The sequence below is a fragment of the Psychrobacter sp. TPE 89C genome (assembly GCF_055522395.1).
Genome location: NZ_JBVFXW010000011.1, coordinates 32,670 through 47,842 on the forward strand (window position 1 = coordinate 32,670; position 15,173 = coordinate 47,842).

General features: G+C 44.0%; 12 protein-coding genes. 8 read left to right on the forward strand and 4 right to left on the reverse strand.

Translation table 11 applies throughout. The features are described 5' to 3' along the window. The first annotated feature begins 168 nt into the window (after window positions 1–168). The 3 genes from xdhB to guaD all read left to right on the forward strand — a co-directional run bounded on the left by xdhB (window position 169) and on the right by guaD (window position 5,461). A complete protein-coding gene (gene xdhB, locus ACZW67_RS05475) occupies window positions 169–2,739 on the forward strand; it encodes a xanthine dehydrogenase molybdopterin binding subunit (RefSeq protein WP_465182454.1) in 2,571 nt (856 codons plus the stop codon). Next, entirely contained in the window at window positions 2,732–3,802 is a 1,071-nt protein-coding gene (locus ACZW67_RS05480; protein WP_465182455.1) for an XdhC family protein, read from the forward strand. The genes xdhB and ACZW67_RS05480 overlap by 8 nt, the downstream gene beginning before the upstream one ends. A gap of 216 nt (window positions 3,803–4,018) precedes the next feature. After that, the gene (guaD, locus tag ACZW67_RS05485; protein ID WP_465182456.1) at window positions 4,019–5,461 is read left to right on the forward strand and encodes a guanine deaminase; all 1,443 of its coding nucleotides are present in this window, start codon (window positions 4,019–4,021) and stop codon (window positions 5,459–5,461) included. A 346-nt stretch (window positions 5,462–5,807) separates the two neighbouring features. On the opposite strand, the gene ACZW67_RS05490 is transcribed toward guaD, so the two are convergent. After that, a complete protein-coding gene (locus ACZW67_RS05490; RefSeq protein WP_465182457.1) occupies window positions 5,808–6,980 on the reverse strand; it encodes a JmjC domain-containing protein in 1,173 nt (390 codons plus the stop codon). Between the two features lie 147 nt (window positions 6,981–7,127). Between ACZW67_RS05490 and ACZW67_RS05495 the strand changes: the two genes are divergently transcribed. Further along, the gene (locus ACZW67_RS05495) at window positions 7,128–7,313 is read left to right on the forward strand and encodes an NF038104 family lipoprotein (RefSeq protein WP_465182458.1); all 186 of its coding nucleotides are present in this window, start codon (window positions 7,128–7,130) and stop codon (window positions 7,311–7,313) included. A 25-nt stretch (window positions 7,314–7,338) separates the two neighbouring features. Here the strand turns inward: ACZW67_RS05495 and ACZW67_RS05500 are convergent, their stop codons facing one another. The 3 genes from ACZW67_RS05500 to mnmA form a co-directional block, all read right to left on the reverse strand. Then, window positions 7,339–7,986 carry a DUF2238 domain-containing protein gene (locus tag ACZW67_RS05500; RefSeq protein WP_465182459.1) on the reverse strand — a complete coding sequence of 216 codons (648 nt, stop codon included), beginning with the start codon at window positions 7,984–7,986 and terminating at the stop codon, window positions 7,339–7,341. Window positions 7,987–8,026: 40 nt separating this feature from the next. Continuing rightward, window positions 8,027–9,430, reverse strand: coding sequence for an adenylosuccinate lyase (gene purB, locus ACZW67_RS05505; protein WP_465182460.1), 1,404 nt, complete (start codon window positions 9,428–9,430; stop codon window positions 8,027–8,029). A 112-nt stretch (window positions 9,431–9,542) separates the two neighbouring features. Next, window positions 9,543–10,769 (reverse strand): tRNA 2-thiouridine(34) synthase MnmA, encoded by a 1,227-nt coding sequence (gene mnmA / locus ACZW67_RS05510; RefSeq protein WP_465182461.1) that lies wholly within the window; start codon window positions 10,767–10,769, stop codon window positions 9,543–9,545. Between the two features lie 274 nt (window positions 10,770–11,043). On the opposite strand from mnmA, the gene ispF reads away from it, so the two are divergent. The 4 genes from ispF (at window position 11,044) to mnmG (ending at window position 14,935) form a co-directional block, all read left to right on the forward strand. Further along, window positions 11,044–11,544 (forward strand): 2-C-methyl-D-erythritol 2,4-cyclodiphosphate synthase, encoded by a 501-nt coding sequence (gene ispF, locus ACZW67_RS05515; protein WP_465182462.1) that lies wholly within the window; start codon window positions 11,044–11,046, stop codon window positions 11,542–11,544. Between the two features lie 123 nt (window positions 11,545–11,667). Beyond that, the gene (grxD, locus tag ACZW67_RS05520) at window positions 11,668–12,018 is read left to right on the forward strand and encodes a Grx4 family monothiol glutaredoxin (RefSeq protein ID WP_110922946.1); all 351 of its coding nucleotides are present in this window, start codon (window positions 11,668–11,670) and stop codon (window positions 12,016–12,018) included. Window positions 12,019–12,189: 171 nt separating this feature from the next. Next, on the forward strand, window positions 12,190–12,720 hold the full coding sequence (locus ACZW67_RS05525) for a hypothetical protein (protein ID WP_465182463.1): 531 nt from the start codon (window positions 12,190–12,192) through the stop codon (window positions 12,718–12,720). A 319-nt stretch (window positions 12,721–13,039) separates the two neighbouring features. Continuing rightward, the gene (gene mnmG / locus ACZW67_RS05530; protein ID WP_465182464.1) at window positions 13,040–14,935 is read left to right on the forward strand and encodes a tRNA uridine-5-carboxymethylaminomethyl(34) synthesis enzyme MnmG; all 1,896 of its coding nucleotides are present in this window, start codon (window positions 13,040–13,042) and stop codon (window positions 14,933–14,935) included. Window positions 14,936–15,173 lie beyond the last annotated feature (238 nt).

Below are 15,173 nucleotides of genomic sequence, written 5' to 3' on the forward strand. Positions count from 1 at the left end.
GTTAATATCTAAAGTGGCTCTAAACTTCTTTTGCCCCCAATATAGATATTTATAACCGTTATGATTTTAACTTTTAATCCAGCTGTTCGTTATATCGTTCTTATCATGCCGCCAAAACGCTAGAATCCGAATATATAGGTTTGACCAAAAATATAAGAGAGCCCCATCATGAGCCATCATTCTTCATTATTTGACAGCTACAGTATCCGTCGCGTACGTCCACCTAAAAACAAAATCGGTACTGGCGCAAAGCATGATAGTGCGATCAGCCATGTGATGGGCACTGCCACTTATGTCGATGATATGCTAAAGCCTCAAGGCACTTTGCATTTAGCCATCGGCAAGAGCACTCATGCGCATGCACGTGTATTGAGCATGGATCTGGATATGGTGAAAGCAGCCGATGGGGTAATAGATGTTATTACCTTTGAGGACATACCGGCTAAAACTGATATCGGCCCTGTCTTTGATGGCGATCCACTGATGGTGGATAAAATCACAGAATATGTGGGTCAGACACTATTTGTCGTCGTTGCTACCAGTCATCGGGCGGCCAAAAAAGCTACGCTTAAAGCAGTTATAGAATACGAGCCATTACCAGCGATATTGACTATTGAAGACGCATTAAATCAAGAGCAGTTTGTGCGTCCTAGCCATTTTATGACGCGCGGGGATGCTCAAGTAGCACTTGAATCTGCGTCTACTCGTATTGCAGGCCATATTCATATGCTAGGGCAAGAGCATTTTTATCTCGAAGGTCAGGTGTCATACGTTGTGCCTTGTGATGATGGTGGTCTGGAGGTTTACACTTCATCGCAGCATCCTAGCGAAGTACAGCAGCTCGTCGCTGAAGTAGTCGATCTGCCTTTTCATGCAGTGACTACCGTGGTACGTCGAATGGGTGGTGGTTTCGGTGGTAAAGAAACGCAAGCCGCTGCTTGGGCTTGTCTGTGCGGTATCGTGGCCAAACGCCATAATGTGCCAGTGAGTATGCGTCTAGACCGTCAGGATGACATGGTGGTGACGGGTAAACGCCATGAGTTTGCCAACCGATATGATGTGGGTGTCGATGATGCAGGTCAAATACTTGGCGTGGATATGCAATTATCAGGATTGTGTGGTTATTCGCCTGATTTGTCTGATGCTATCGTTGATCGTGCGATGTTCCATTGTGACAATGCCTACTACTATCCAGCGGCACAGATAGCAGGTCATCGTTGTAAGACACACACCGTATCCAACACGGCATATCGAGGTTTTGGTGGTCCGCAAGGGTTACTAACGGCTGAATATATGATGGATCATATCGCTTATACGTTGGGAAAAGATCCGCTACAAGTACGATTAACGAACTTATATAAAGATGGTCAGAGCACCCATTATGGACAGCCGATTGAGCATTTTGATCTGGCCACGATTATGAAGTCGCTAGCTGATGACAGCGAATATGATAAACGTCGTCAGCAGGTTCTAGAGGCCAATCAAAAAGCAGACGCCGAGGGTAGTGATAAGCGCTTAGGTCTTGCATTGACGCCTGTTAAATTCGGTATCTCATTTACCGTACAGCATTTGAACCAAGCAGGGGCATTGGTACATATCTATACCGACGGTACTATCCAGATCAATCACGGCGGTACTGAGATGGGGCAAGGGTTATATGTCAAGATTGCCCAAATTGTCGCCAATGAATTTGATGTAGATTTAGACACTGTGAAAGTAACGGCGACACGTACAGACAAAGTGCCGAATACGTCGCCCACAGCGGCTTCATCGGGTACAGATATCAATGGTAAAGCGGCACAGAATGCCTGTATTACTATTAAAGAACGCTTGGTTGAGTTTGCCGCTGAGCATTTTCAAGTCGTTGCAGAAAGCATTCAGTTTGAAAATAATCACGTTTATATTGCCGATAAAGCCATGCTTACTTTTGCTGAACTAACCCTACTGGCTTATCAGCATCGTATTAGTTTGTCTTCGACTGGCTATTATAAAACGCCAAAGATTTTTTATGACCGCTCAAAAGCATGGGGTCGTCCATTCTTCTACTTTGCACTGGGTGCATCGTGTTCAGAAGTCGAAATTGATATTTTAACGGGTGAGTATAAGGTACTGCGCTGCGATATCTTGCATGATGTTGGTCAATCCATTAATCCAGATATTGATATTGGTCAGATCGAAGGTGGCTTCGTTCAAGGTATGGGTTGGCTGACCGCGGAAGAGCTGATTTGGGATAAGACAGGCAAACTTGCTTCCAATAGCGCGGCAAATTATAAGATTCCAACGGCTCATGACTTACCAAAGCAGTGGAGCGTGAAACTGTTCGATCGTAAGAATGAAGAGCAGACTATTTATAATTCTAAAGCAGTGGGCGAGCCACCATTTATGTTGGCCGCCAGCGTCTGGTGTGCGATTAACAATGCGGTCGCAAGCTTAGGTGATTATAAGAAAAATCCAGAGTTGACCATGCCAGCGACGCCAGAAGCCGTATTGAAAGCTGTGATGCGTATGCAAGGCCAAGCATGGGAGATTGCTGATAAAGTAGATACGGACACTATTGAGAGCTTAACGTCAGTTGACGATAATTACGGTATCGATGATGATCGAGTACAGCCGCAGCAAGTACCTCATGGCAAAGATATCAATCCGACAGAAACTGAAGGCCAGTTATTCGACGATCAGCCCGAGGCGATAAAAGATCCAAACGTATCAACGGCTAGGGGTCCTGCGCACGGTGAGTAATCTATCAGCGTCACAAACACCAGCATCACAAATAGCCGAGCCACACGTAACATCGTGTTCAGCTGTACACTCGATGCCCTTGATATCCTCGACGCGTTGGTATGATGGACTGGCACAATATCAGCAGCGGGGTGTTGCACATGTTTTGGCCACTGTCATTGCTGTTAATGGTTCAGCACCTCGAGAGTTACAGTCTAAAATGATTGTAACGCTGGATGACTGCTGTGACACGTTGGGCGGCGGTAGTCTCGAGCATGATGTGACGATAACTGCTAGGAAGCTACTAAAAGGTGAGCTAGATACAGATGACTCAAAAGGCTCTAAACCATCAAGAGAAGGTAAGTCTGAAAAAACCAAAGCAGTACGCCGTGACGCTGTTTATACCAAACATTACCCATTGGGTGCCAAGTTAGCGCAGTGCTGCGGTGGTAGTGTCACCGTCATGTTTGAGTGCTTTAATGTGATGCCGCCCATGTCGTTATTGGTTTTTGGAGCAGGGCATGTCGCATCGGCATTAATGACCATACTTGCCGATTTACCTTGTCAGGTCGATTGGGTGGATAGCCGCGCTGAAATGTTCGAGCGTTATGTGACGCAGGATGCTGATGCTATAGATGACCAAGTCACTTATCAATTGCCTGCGCATATTCGTCCACATATCGAGGAAGACCCTGTGGACTTTGTACGTCCATTCGTTGCAAACAGCCGCCGGAATGCAGCCGCCAACAAAGGGTCTCAGCACTTTATATTAGTCATGACTCATGATCATAGTCTTGATTTTGACTTGGTGCGTGCTGCATTGGATGCTTCTATAGATATAAATGCCGATGCTCATGAGGCCAATACCGACGATAGCGCATTACAATCTATGCCTTATCTTGGTTGTATCAGCTCAAAAACCAAAGAAAATCGTTTTAGAACTCGTTTGCTTCAGCGCGGCTATAGTGAGCAAGTGATTGCCAAGTTAACCATGCCAATAGGACTTAAAGTTGGTGGCAAAGAGCCTATGGCCGTTGCGGTATCTATCGCTGCGCAAGTTTTGCAGCTTTATCATCGTGCATAAATGTCATAGGTCATAACTGGTATTGATTTATAAACTTTGCATTACTGTTCAACTTTCTATTATTTAGACATTACTTTCGTCTTTTATCTTTGTACGCCATAACGATATATAGGCTGCACTCAGTCACTTTGTGTTCAAAATATGCTCGTCATGTTTGAGTGTTTAACATGGCCTAATCTTGTGCCAAAGTGCTGATCCATTAATGTGAGATTTTTTATGGCCATACATATTTATCAAGCCCAATTACTGCATTATCTTACCGAAGATGACCTTGCTATCCGATCAAAAGAATTGGAGGCTGCGGCAAAAGATTCAGACAATGCCCAGTATCTAAATACCATAGAGCTGGATAGCAGTATCTCACTATTACCTGTCATCGCAGGCATGAACGTCTATCCTGAGTATATTGCCGACGGTGCACTCGTGGTCGATGATGCGACAGGTCTAGTCGTGGATTACGGACATTGTGCATCAATGATGTCGCAGTATGGCAATGAGAGCGAGCAAGAGAGTAAAGCATCAGTACAGATTCATAATTGTAAGCACAATCTCATCATGCCAGGTTTTATCGATACTCATGTGCATTACCCGCAGATAGATATGATTGCTGCTTTTGGAGAGCAGTTACTCGATTGGCTCAATAATTATACTTTTGTCACCGAGGCGAATTTTGGTAATCCAAAAATTGCCCATGATACTGCCCAATTCTTTTTAAACCAGTTATTGGCCAACGGTACGACGAGTGCATTGGTGTTTTCGACCAGTCATCCGCAATCGGTAGAGGCTTTCTTTACTGAAAGCATTCGACTGAACACACGCATGATTGCTGGTAATGTGCTGATGGATCAAAATGCGCCTGAGAATCTGTGTGTGCCCACTGAGCAAGGCATCCGAGATACACAAAATATCATCGATAAATGGCATGAGCGTGGACGTCAGCATGTGGCCATCACCCCAAGGTTTGCGATTACATCGACGCCCAAACAATTGCAAATGACAGGTGAGCTATACCGCAGTTACGATAGTGTTTATCTGCAGACGCATCTGGCCGAAAACCTTGATGAAGTGGCTTTTGTACGTGAGCTTTATCCCAATCATAAAGGCTATTTGGATGTTTATCATGATATGGGCTTACTGGGCAGACGAACCACACTGGCACATGGTATTTACCTTGAAACCCCAGAGTACGAAGTGTTACGTGATACAGGCACTCAAATAGCGCACTGTCCAACCTCCAATTTATTTTTGGGTAGTGGTCTGTTCGATTTGTCCAAAACCTTGAGTTATACCGGCGTGAGTATTGCGACTGATGTGGGGGCGGGTACTAGCTTATCGATGCTGACGACTTTATCAGAGGCCTATAAGGTTCAGCAATTACAGAGAAAATCACTATCAGCCCATCAAGGGTTATATCAGATTACATTGGGTAATGCGCAGTCGCTATTGTTGGATGATAAGATTGGTAATTTCATGCCAAACAAAGAAGCTGATTTTGTCGTGATAGATATGGGCGGTACGGAATTGCTTGAGCGTCGTATGACGCAGACTAAGTCACTTGAAGAGCAGTTGTTTGTGTTGATGATGCTAGGCGATGATAGGGTGATTGAGCAGACCGTTATCGCTGGCGTGAGTCGCTATAAAAGATCTACGGTTTTATAGGATAAGTGTTTGTAGAATAAGTGATAAAAATATGGTGTTGTTTAACACAGTATAGCGCTTCAAATGACAGCGTTTAAATGCCCATATTCGAATGGCTTTTATTTGAAGGGCTCTTATTTTAATAGCCTTTATCTGAATAGCACCCAGTGTCTATTGTACTAAAGTTACTCTGTAAATAGACACTGAGTATGTTTCGCTATGAAGCCTGTTTAATATTTAGTCCGCTACTATAGTCAATCCTCTATAAAAGAGTGACAGCGTTAACCTCACTTGAGGTATCACATATACATCTGCGCTCGGTTGCCTTGACCTTCTTTTAAACTGAATCAACTATATCGCTAGTGGATTATTCAGGATAATTAATCCAAACCCAGCCGTTTTCTAACCATTCACTCAGTTCATCTGGATCAATATCCGTGACATCTTGATTTGTTAAATGCTCGCCACTGGCCAAGCGTATCAACACCGTCGTTGACGCATCATCTAGCCCATCAATACGTTGACCGTTCGCATATAGTAGGATGCCATCAGCAGTGTGGCTGTAGATCAAGCGGTTGTTGTAGTCTGCTTGCAGTGTTGCGCCTTCAGCTAAGGCTTGCATCAGCTCATCTGTATCCAAAGTTTCTTCTGGTACGAGCGCATCATATTGACGCTTGCTAACCACTTCAGACACGGCTTGGCGAATCATGTCATCACCACGATCAGATTTTAGCATTTGCAATAGTTGGTTTTTGATCGCTTGGATACTGTCAGCTTGTAGCTCACCTGATGCTTGTAGCGCTTGTGGCAGTATCATCGGTATAAATAAATCGCTGTCGTTGGTTGCGATATCAGCCATATTATCGATGATTTGCATCAAGTTTGGGCGACGGCAGCCAAAAGAAAACGTCAAACAGTCATCTTGTGCAACACCAAAGTGCGATAATTTAGGTGGTACGTACAGCACATCGCCAGCTTCTAATATCTCATCAAATATAATCTCGCCCATATCGTCAAAAAGCCTGATTGGCTCATCGGCGACGAACTCTGTGCTTTTATCACAGAATTTGCCTAGCTGCCAACGGCGATGACCGTAACCTTGTGCCAAAAATACATCATAATCATCATAGTGTTTGCCTACTGAGCCGCCTTTTGGCGCATATGAGACCATAATGTCATCGCGCTGCCACTGAGGTATAAAGTCAAAAGCTTGCCACAGTTGACCAAGCTCAGGAGACCATTGCTCTAGATTCTGTACGAGCGCTGTCCATTGCTGAGGCAAGTTATCAAAATCAGCTTCAGTTAACGGTTTTTTTTTGAGCTGCCACTGTGCTTGGCCTTCGGTCTTGGTCGCAGACTGGGTCAGTAGACGAGCGCTAGCATCTTCTTCTAGTGCTAGGCCTAGCATGTCATCAGGTTCAAACATGCCGATGAGTTGTGGCAAGCCTTGCTTAATAAGGAGCGGTTTTTTTTGCCAGTATTCTGCTAGAAATTGTTCAGCAGTGATAGATGCTGGTAAACATAGGGGTATAGAGGTCATTGGTGAATCCGTGTTATTACTTACATGAGTATGAGATTAATAATGAGAATTGCTTTATAGAAAGGGCTTAATAGTTTATGATTATCACCTATCTGATAGCTAATATAGTGGTCACTATCAAAGCCTCTCATTAATCGTAGGAAATTTATGAAAAAGTTACATTTTATCGTCATCATCGCTAGTGCTTTTCTATTACAGGCCTGTGTGCACAAGCTTGTGACTGTCCCTGCTAAGATTGCTTATAAAACCACTAAAGGCGTGGTTAAAGGTACGGTCGCAGTGGGTAAAGCCATCATACCGGGCGATAGTGATGACGACAAAAAAGATGATTAGTTTATTATCTGGCTATTGTTTTTAGCTACTTGATCACGTTGATCATAGCCCTATCGTGACGAATTTGAAATAGAGTAATCACCGCAGCAATTAGCCCACCAAGTAGTGCTAATGCCATGTCTTTGTGGGCATCCCAAACATCACCTTGCTGACCATTATAAGCTTCTGCTGCTTCTGGCGATAAGGTGGTTGCAATTCCCCATTCTAATAGCTCATAGAGCAAACTTGACGACATATTAGTCATGAGTGCAATCGCTATCAAAAGTTTGATGGATGATATCTTAAAGATAAATTTTGAGCTCTCAACCATCGCACTGAACAGCAAAAGCCCATAGCTAAAATGTACGAGCCTGTCATACATATTCCGCTGCCAACCAAATAAATCGTTTAAGCTGACGCCAAATATGAGCTGTGTCCAATCATCATAGGGCACATATGAGTATAGATAACGTGCACCGATAATATGAATGAATAGAAATAGTGAAGCGAGGACATAGGAGCGTGAGCTAATATGCCAATAACGATAGGCTAGCAGCATAAACCCTAAAAAAATCAAGGTACCCAACTGATGTAGTAGGTAGCTTGACCATTCTAGAGGCTCAATACTTGCCAGCACCATTACGATGAATACCGCAATGGTACTGACAACCACAGATTTAAAATGTCGCTGCATTTTGCTCGCTTATTTTTTGCTCGCTGTTAATAGCAGCCAGTTAAAGCTTGGCAATCCAATCTTTAATGGTAAGGGCTTGCTCAGTAGCATTACCAATATAAGTGGCCGGTGTCATGTCACGTAGGCGTGCTTTATCAGCGTCGCTCACGGCAGACAATTCATCACTTTCAACAAACGTTAGCATGGCTTCGCGCGTCATGGCGTTACCACGGGTCAATGCTTTAAGCTTCTCATATGGGTTCTCCACACGGTAGCGACGCATCACGGTTTGAATTGGCTCAGCCAATACTTCTTGTGCATTGTTTAAGTCGTCATTTAAACGCTGCGCATTCAATTCAAGTTTACTAACGCCTTTTAAGCAAGCGTCAAAAGCGATCATGCTTTGTGCCAGACCAACACCGATGTTACGCAATACGGTAGAATCTGACAAATCACGCTGCATACGTGAGATAGGCAGTTTTTCGCCCAAATGTGCCAACATCGCATTTGCAACGCCCAAGTTACCTTCTGAGTTTTCAAAATCAATTGGATTGACTTTATGCGGCATGGTAGAAGAACCAACTTCGCCGTCTTTTAGACGCTGTTTGAAATAGCCTAAGCTAATATATTGCCAAATATCACGGTTAAAATCGATCAAGATTGTATTGAAGCGTTTGACGGCATCAAATAGCTCAGCGATATAATCATGTGGCTCAATCTGAGTGGTGTAAGGGTTGAACGTTAGCTCAAGACGCTCACCGATGAAGGTTTCGGCATGTGATTGCCAATCTACATCAGGATAGGCTGAAAAATGAGCGTTATAGTTACCAACCGCGCCATTGATTTTACCCAATAGCTCAACTTGACCAATTTGTTTGATTTGGCGGGCTAGGCGATAGGCCACGTTTGCCATTTCTTTACCAAGGGTCGTTGGGCTAGCAGTCTGGCCATGTGTACGCGACAACATAGGTTGCTCGGCATGAGTAATGGCCAAATCAACGATGCTATCGGTCACTTGCTGCATTTTGGCAACCACAATCTCGCGGCTGTCTTTGAGCATCAAGGCATATGATAGGTTATTGATATCTTCACTGGTACAAGCAAAGTGAATGAATTCTAGCGAATCAATGAGTGCGTCCTGACCACGGAATTTGTCTTTGATGAAGTACTCAACTGCTTTTACATCGTGATTGGTTGTGGCTTCGATGTCTTTGATGGCTTGCGCATCTGCTTCACTAAAATCATCAACGATAGCATTTAAAAAAGCATTCGTTGCCTCATCAAATGCTGCTAATTCGCCGATAGCGCTATTATCAGCCAATGACTGCAACCAGCGAATCTCAACGGTAACGCGAGCTTTGATCAGACCGAATTCAGATAAATAAGGACGTAAACTGTCGGCTTTAGACGCGTAGCGACCGTCGATAGGAGAAAGGGCTGTCAAGGCAGAAAAAGAGGTGGTCATAGATATCCTTTAGCTTAGTCAGTGATTGTAGTGAAATAAATCGTTTTAAGTACAACAGTAAAAATAATTTAATAATGGTGTCGCGGTTCTCGAAAGTAACGCTATAATTCTTTTAGAAGCCGCAAGGCGCATCAATCGTGGCAATCACGCCACCACCCAGACACACTTCGTTGATATAAAATACAGCTGACTGACCCGGAGTGACGGCACGTTGTGGCTCGTCAAACACCACACGGACATCGTTTCCGTCAGCACTTGTTGCAAATACATGACACGCTTGGTCTGGCTGACGATAGCGAGACTTTGCCATACAGAGTAGACCCTCTGTGGTAAACACTTCTGCAGGTGGTAGGCCGTCGACCCAATCCATTTTATAAGCCGTCAGCTCATTACTAAGCATCATTGGATGTTCGTGTCCTTGACCGACGATCAAACGATTTTTGTCCAAGTCTTTTGCCAATACAAACCAAGGCTCTTCAGGACGATCTTTCACACCGCCAATACCAATACCGCCACGTTGACCTAAGGTGTAATACATCAGGCCATCATGAGTGCCGATGGTATGCCCATCGTCGGTTACGATATCGCCTTTTTGGGCAGGCAAGTACTGTTGTAAAAAGTCCTTGAACCGGCGCTCACCGATGAAGCAGATACCAGTAGAGTCTTTCTTTTTAGCAGTTGCTAAATCATGCTCTTCTGCAATCTGGCGTACCACGGGTTTTTCAAGCTCACCGACTGGGAATAATGTCTTGGCAATTTTATCGCCACCGACAGCATGTAAGAAGTAGCTTTGATCTTTATTATTATCTAGACCACGTAAGAGCTGAGCAACTTCATCCCCATTAGCATTGGTATAATTTACACTGCGCCGCGTATAGTGACCAGTAGCGATGTAGTCAGCACCAAGGGTCAAGGCATAGTCTAAGAATGCCTTAAATTTGATTTCTTTGTTGCATAAAATATCAGGGTTTGGGGTGCGACCGGCTTTATATTCCGCTAAAAAGTGCTCAAATACGCGATCCCAATATTCCATGGCAAAGTTGGCCGTGTGCAGCTTCATGCCGATTTTGTCACACACGGCTTGCGCGTCTGCCAAATCATCCATCGCCGTACAGTATTCCGTACCGTCATCTTCTTCCCAATTCTTCATAAACAGGCCTTCTACCTTAAAGCCTGCTTGCTGGAGTAGGACGGCAGATACAGAAGAATCAACACCACCTGACATACCGACAATCACATGCTTGGTGCTAGGATTATCAATATCGGCAAGCGTCAAAGTACGCTGGGCGCTCAAAGAATCAGAAACGGGTATGCTTGATGTATTTGGGATGGCTGACATAAGACGGCTCAACTATTTATACCTTAATTCAAAATTTGACATGACCATATAAGCTGGTGCTGCTTACTAAAGTTAATAGATTTAGTAAGTTGACCACATTGACACTGTCATCTCATCTTTCAGATTTGGTATTATGATAAAATAAGCGTCATATTATACCAGTTAATTGAAACTGGTGGCGACCTATGGCATCTTACTGCTCGTAAAACTGCTTTGAAAATTCAGATAGTAGTTTTAAATTATTTTAATCGCCTTTATTTTATTTGGAATACTAATGATAAAAATTGGACAAGGTATCGATGTTCATGCTTTCCATAATAATGGTCAGCAGCAGCAATATGTCATATTAGCAGGCGTGCCCATTGAGCATACTCACAGTTTGCTTGCACATTCTGACGGTGATGTAGTGTTACATGCGCTTGCTGATGCCCTGCTTGGCGCACTGGCGCTTGGTGATATCGGTCAGCATTTCCCTGATACCGATGCGGCACATGCGGGTTTAGATTCGCGAGTCTTGCTACGCTACGTCTATGGCAAAGTACAAGAAGCAGGGTATCGGTTAGGAAATGTGGATATTACTGTGATGTGCGAACGTCCAAAGCTGGCGCCGCACAGTCAGGCAATGCGTGATAATATTGCCAGTGATTTGCAAACGGATATCAGTAATATCAGTGTGAAAGCCACCACGACTGAAAAGTTAGGGTTTACAGGTCGTCAAGAGGGCATCATGGCCAATGCCGTGGTATTATTAGTGCCTCATAGAGTTGATGTTTAACCGATATATAATCATACTTGTAATATCGTGTTGATTGCCCCATGTATCAGCCGTCTCTTTACTCAATTATTTTGTAATATTAATTACTGTTTTCAATGAACCGCTTTATCAATAGGAGCTTTTATGACTGAGCAAACCCCAAACACTGCTGCAAATGACGTTGAACAATTGATCCGTGATCAAATCCGTGACAATAAAGTTATTATTTATATGAAAGGCACACCGCAGTTTCCACAATGTGGCTTTTCTGCTAAATCGATTGAAGTTCTTACTCAAATCGGTCGCCCATTTGCCTTTGTAAATATTTTAGAAAACCCAGAAATTCGTGCAACTTTACCAAAAGTGGCGAACTGGCCAACGTTCCCACAATTATGGATCGACGGTGAGTTGATGGGTGGATCAGACATCATCTTGCAGATGTATCAATCAGGTGAGCTAAAGCCATTGGTTGAAGCAAACAGCCCAGCTGCTTAATGCTAAAAACACTTATCTAAGCTTTTTTATTATCAAGCGGATAAGTTTTAACAATAAAAGCTCGAGTCAGTCCTTAATTGGTCGCTCGGGCTTTTATTGTTTTTGTCAGTCTTGACCCCATATATGGCTCAACAGCAAATATTATAAAAACATAAATAGTGAGAGAATATTATGAGTAATCAACCAACAGAACAACAATTGGCTGAACCGGTATCTGCTGAGCAAGCAGCAATAGAGAAACGCCGCGAGCATTTACAAAATGAATCCACGCGCATTATCGAGATTGCCAGTAGTGAGTCAAATTCAGCACTGAAGTGTATCCATCAGCTTAGTGTGGCAGGCGGCGCGACAGAAGCGACGTATATTGCTATTGAACAGCGCATTGTCGCCGATCAAGATACGGCAGGTGCTTATCATTTGGCATTACTGGCACAAAACACACCAGATCTACCAATTGACGCGCGCCAATTGATTGAGTTAGTGGCCAACAAAGGTGATAACCAACAGCGCTTGGCATTGCTTAAAAACTTATTATTACCGCCTGTTGAACTGATTAAAGAGCAGATTTTAGCGAGTGATGATGGCGATGCGATTGGTCAGATGAATGCGTATTTGCAGATCAATCCAGAAGGCTATGGTAGCCATCATATGCTTTCTAGTGGTCAATTCGATCAGATCGTACCGCTGAGCCCGGGTAACTAGTTATTAAATTCGATGATGCTTAACACTTAATGTGAATAGTTTTTGCTATGACGTTTTTTAAGCATAAAAAAATTGTTATAATGATGGGTTATCTAGGGCGTGTCCTCAATCTGAACGAGAGCACCTAAGCGGGCTGCAATTTTTATCACTATTTTCAAAATGAGAACACACCCTAACCAACTACGAACGACTTATCTGAGTCGTTAACTTTTTTAAATTCGACTGACGTTTATTTGCTGATTGCTATACTGTTCTATAATCACATTGTTTGATAATAGAATAGGGCAATCGGTAGCGTTATGAGTCAAGTGAGGCATATATGCAATACCCAAAACATTACGACGTGATAGTAATCGGTGGCGGTCATGCTGGCACAGAAGCTGCTCTGGCAGCCGCACGTATGGGCGCGCAGACCTTGCTGTTGACGCATAACATTGAGACACTCGGACAGATGAGCTGTAATCCTGCGATTGGTGGTATCGGTAAATCACATCTGGTGCGTGAGATTGATGCACTTGGTGGAGCCATGGCGCTAGCAACGGACAAAGCAGGTATCCAGTTCCGCGTATTGAATAGCCGTAAAGGTGCTGCCGTTCGTGCTACACGTGCGCAAGCGGATCGTATTCTTTATAAAGCCTCTATCCGTCATACGCTAGAAAACCAGCCAAACCTTGATTTATTCCAGCAAGCCGCTGATGATATCTTGGTCGAAAATGGCCGCGCGACAGCAGTGGTCACCTCGACAGGCATTATCTTTAAGACTGAAACAGTGGTGCTGACCTCAGGGACTTTCTTGGGCGGTGTGATTCATATCGGTTTAGAGAACTCAAATGGTGGTCGTGCAGGGGATCAGCCATCTATCAAGTTGGCAGATCGTTTGCGTGAGCTTAAGCTGCCAGTCGGTCGTCTAAAGACAGGTACGCCAGCGCGTATTGATGCGCGTAGCGTTGACTTTAGTGTGATGACCGTACAGCCGGGCGACACACCGCTGCCAGTGATGAGTTATATGGGTGATGTGTCTATGCATCCAGAGCAGGTCAATTGCTATATCACGCATACCAATGCGCGTACTCATGACATCATCCGTGAGAATTTAGACCGTTCGCCTATGTTCTCTGGCAAAATCGAAGGCGTGGGTCCACGTTATTGCCCATCGATTGAAGACAAGATTCATCGCTTTGCAGACAAAGACAGCCATCAGATATTTATCGAGCCAGAAGGTCTGACCACGCATGAGCTATATCCAAACGGTATCTCAACCAGTTTGCCATTTGATGTGCAGTTAGACTTTATTCATAGTATGAAAGGGTTAGAAAATGCCCATATTACCCGTCCAGGTTATGCCATTGAATATGATTATTTTGATCCGCAAAACCTAAAGCCAACGCTAGAGACTAAGTCTATCGATCGCTTGTATTTTGCTGGTCAGATCAATGGTACCACGGGCTATGAAGAAGCGGGTGTACAGGGTTTATTGGCAGGTACAAACGCCGCATTGGTGACCACTAATAATAGTGAATTTGACGTGTGGACACCGCGCCGTGATGAAGCGTATCTTGGCGTGTTGGTTGACGATTTGATTACCCATGGTACGACTGAGCCGTATCGTATGTTCACGAGCCGCGCAGAGTATCGTCTATTGTTACGTGAAGACAATGCGGATCAACGCTTGACTGAAACGGGTCGCAAGCTTGGCTTGGTTGACGATGTGCGTTGGCAGGCTTATCAAGAAAAAATGGAAGCGATTACGACAGAGACTTCACGCCTAAAAGACATGTGGGCAACCCCTGCTAATGCGCTAGGCAAAAAAGTGACAGAGCAAACAGGAGAGGTGCTTAGCAAAGAAGCGACAGCCTTTGATTTGCTCAAGCGTCCGCAGATACATTTTGCTGATATCGCTGCTATTACTGATTCGCAGGTCGATACACAAGTGGGCGAGCAGATAGAGATTTCTGTCAAATATGCAGGCTATATCGATCGCCAGCAAGAAGACATCGATCAAATGAAACGTCTCGAAAATACCGCACTACCGATGGACTTTGACTATAGTGTCGTATCTGGATTATCAAATGAGATTGTGCAAAAACTCACGCAAGTCCGTCCTTCGACTTTAGCCCAAGCCGGACGAGTGAGTGGTGTTACGCCTGCTGCCATTCAACTGTTAGCCATGACGGTTAAAAAACAGAAAAAAGCGAAGGCTGCGCTAGATTCATAATAGCCGTATTAATTTTTGATGACAGCCTAACAAAGCCTTTCATAACAAAGTACTTACAATAAGCAAAAGCCCGTAACGACATCTCGTTATGGGCTTTTGTTTGTTATGATTACAGTTGGTTTCGAAACAAAGGAGCATGCGACCTTGTCTTACTTGCTACTTTATCTCTATACTAGGTCATAAAATCCTCTTACTACTTGTAAATTTATGTCGCTGATGTCCATATTATGATGGGCTT

Excerpts from the sequence above, each read along its gene's own strand:
- xdhB (WP_465182454.1), top strand. The coding sequence starts at position 169 with ATGAGCCATCATTCTTCATTATTTGACAGCTACAGTATCCGTCGCGTA.
- guaD (WP_465182456.1), top strand. The coding sequence starts at position 4,019 with ATGGCCATACATATTTATCAAGCCCAATTACTGCATTATCTTACCGAA.
- ACZW67_RS05490 (WP_465182457.1), bottom strand. The coding sequence starts at position 6,980 with ATGACCTCTATACCCCTATGTTTACCAGCATCTATCACTGCTGAACAA.
- ACZW67_RS05495 (WP_465182458.1), top strand. The coding sequence starts at position 7,128 with ATGAAAAAGTTACATTTTATCGTCATCATCGCTAGTGCTTTTCTATTA.
- ACZW67_RS05500 (WP_465182459.1), bottom strand. The coding sequence starts at position 7,986 with ATGCAGCGACATTTTAAATCTGTGGTTGTCAGTACCATTGCGGTATTC.
- purB (WP_465182460.1), bottom strand. The coding sequence starts at position 9,430 with ATGACCACCTCTTTTTCTGCCTTGACAGCCCTTTCTCCTATCGACGGT.
- mnmA (WP_465182461.1), bottom strand. The coding sequence starts at position 10,769 with ATGTCAGCCATCCCAAATACATCAAGCATACCCGTTTCTGATTCTTTG.
- ispF (WP_465182462.1), top strand. The coding sequence starts at position 11,044 with ATGATAAAAATTGGACAAGGTATCGATGTTCATGCTTTCCATAATAAT.
- grxD (WP_110922946.1), top strand. The coding sequence starts at position 11,668 with ATGACTGAGCAAACCCCAAACACTGCTGCAAATGACGTTGAACAATTG.
- ACZW67_RS05525 (WP_465182463.1), top strand. The coding sequence starts at position 12,190 with ATGAGTAATCAACCAACAGAACAACAATTGGCTGAACCGGTATCTGCT.
- mnmG (WP_465182464.1), top strand. The coding sequence starts at position 13,040 with ATGCAATACCCAAAACATTACGACGTGATAGTAATCGGTGGCGGTCAT.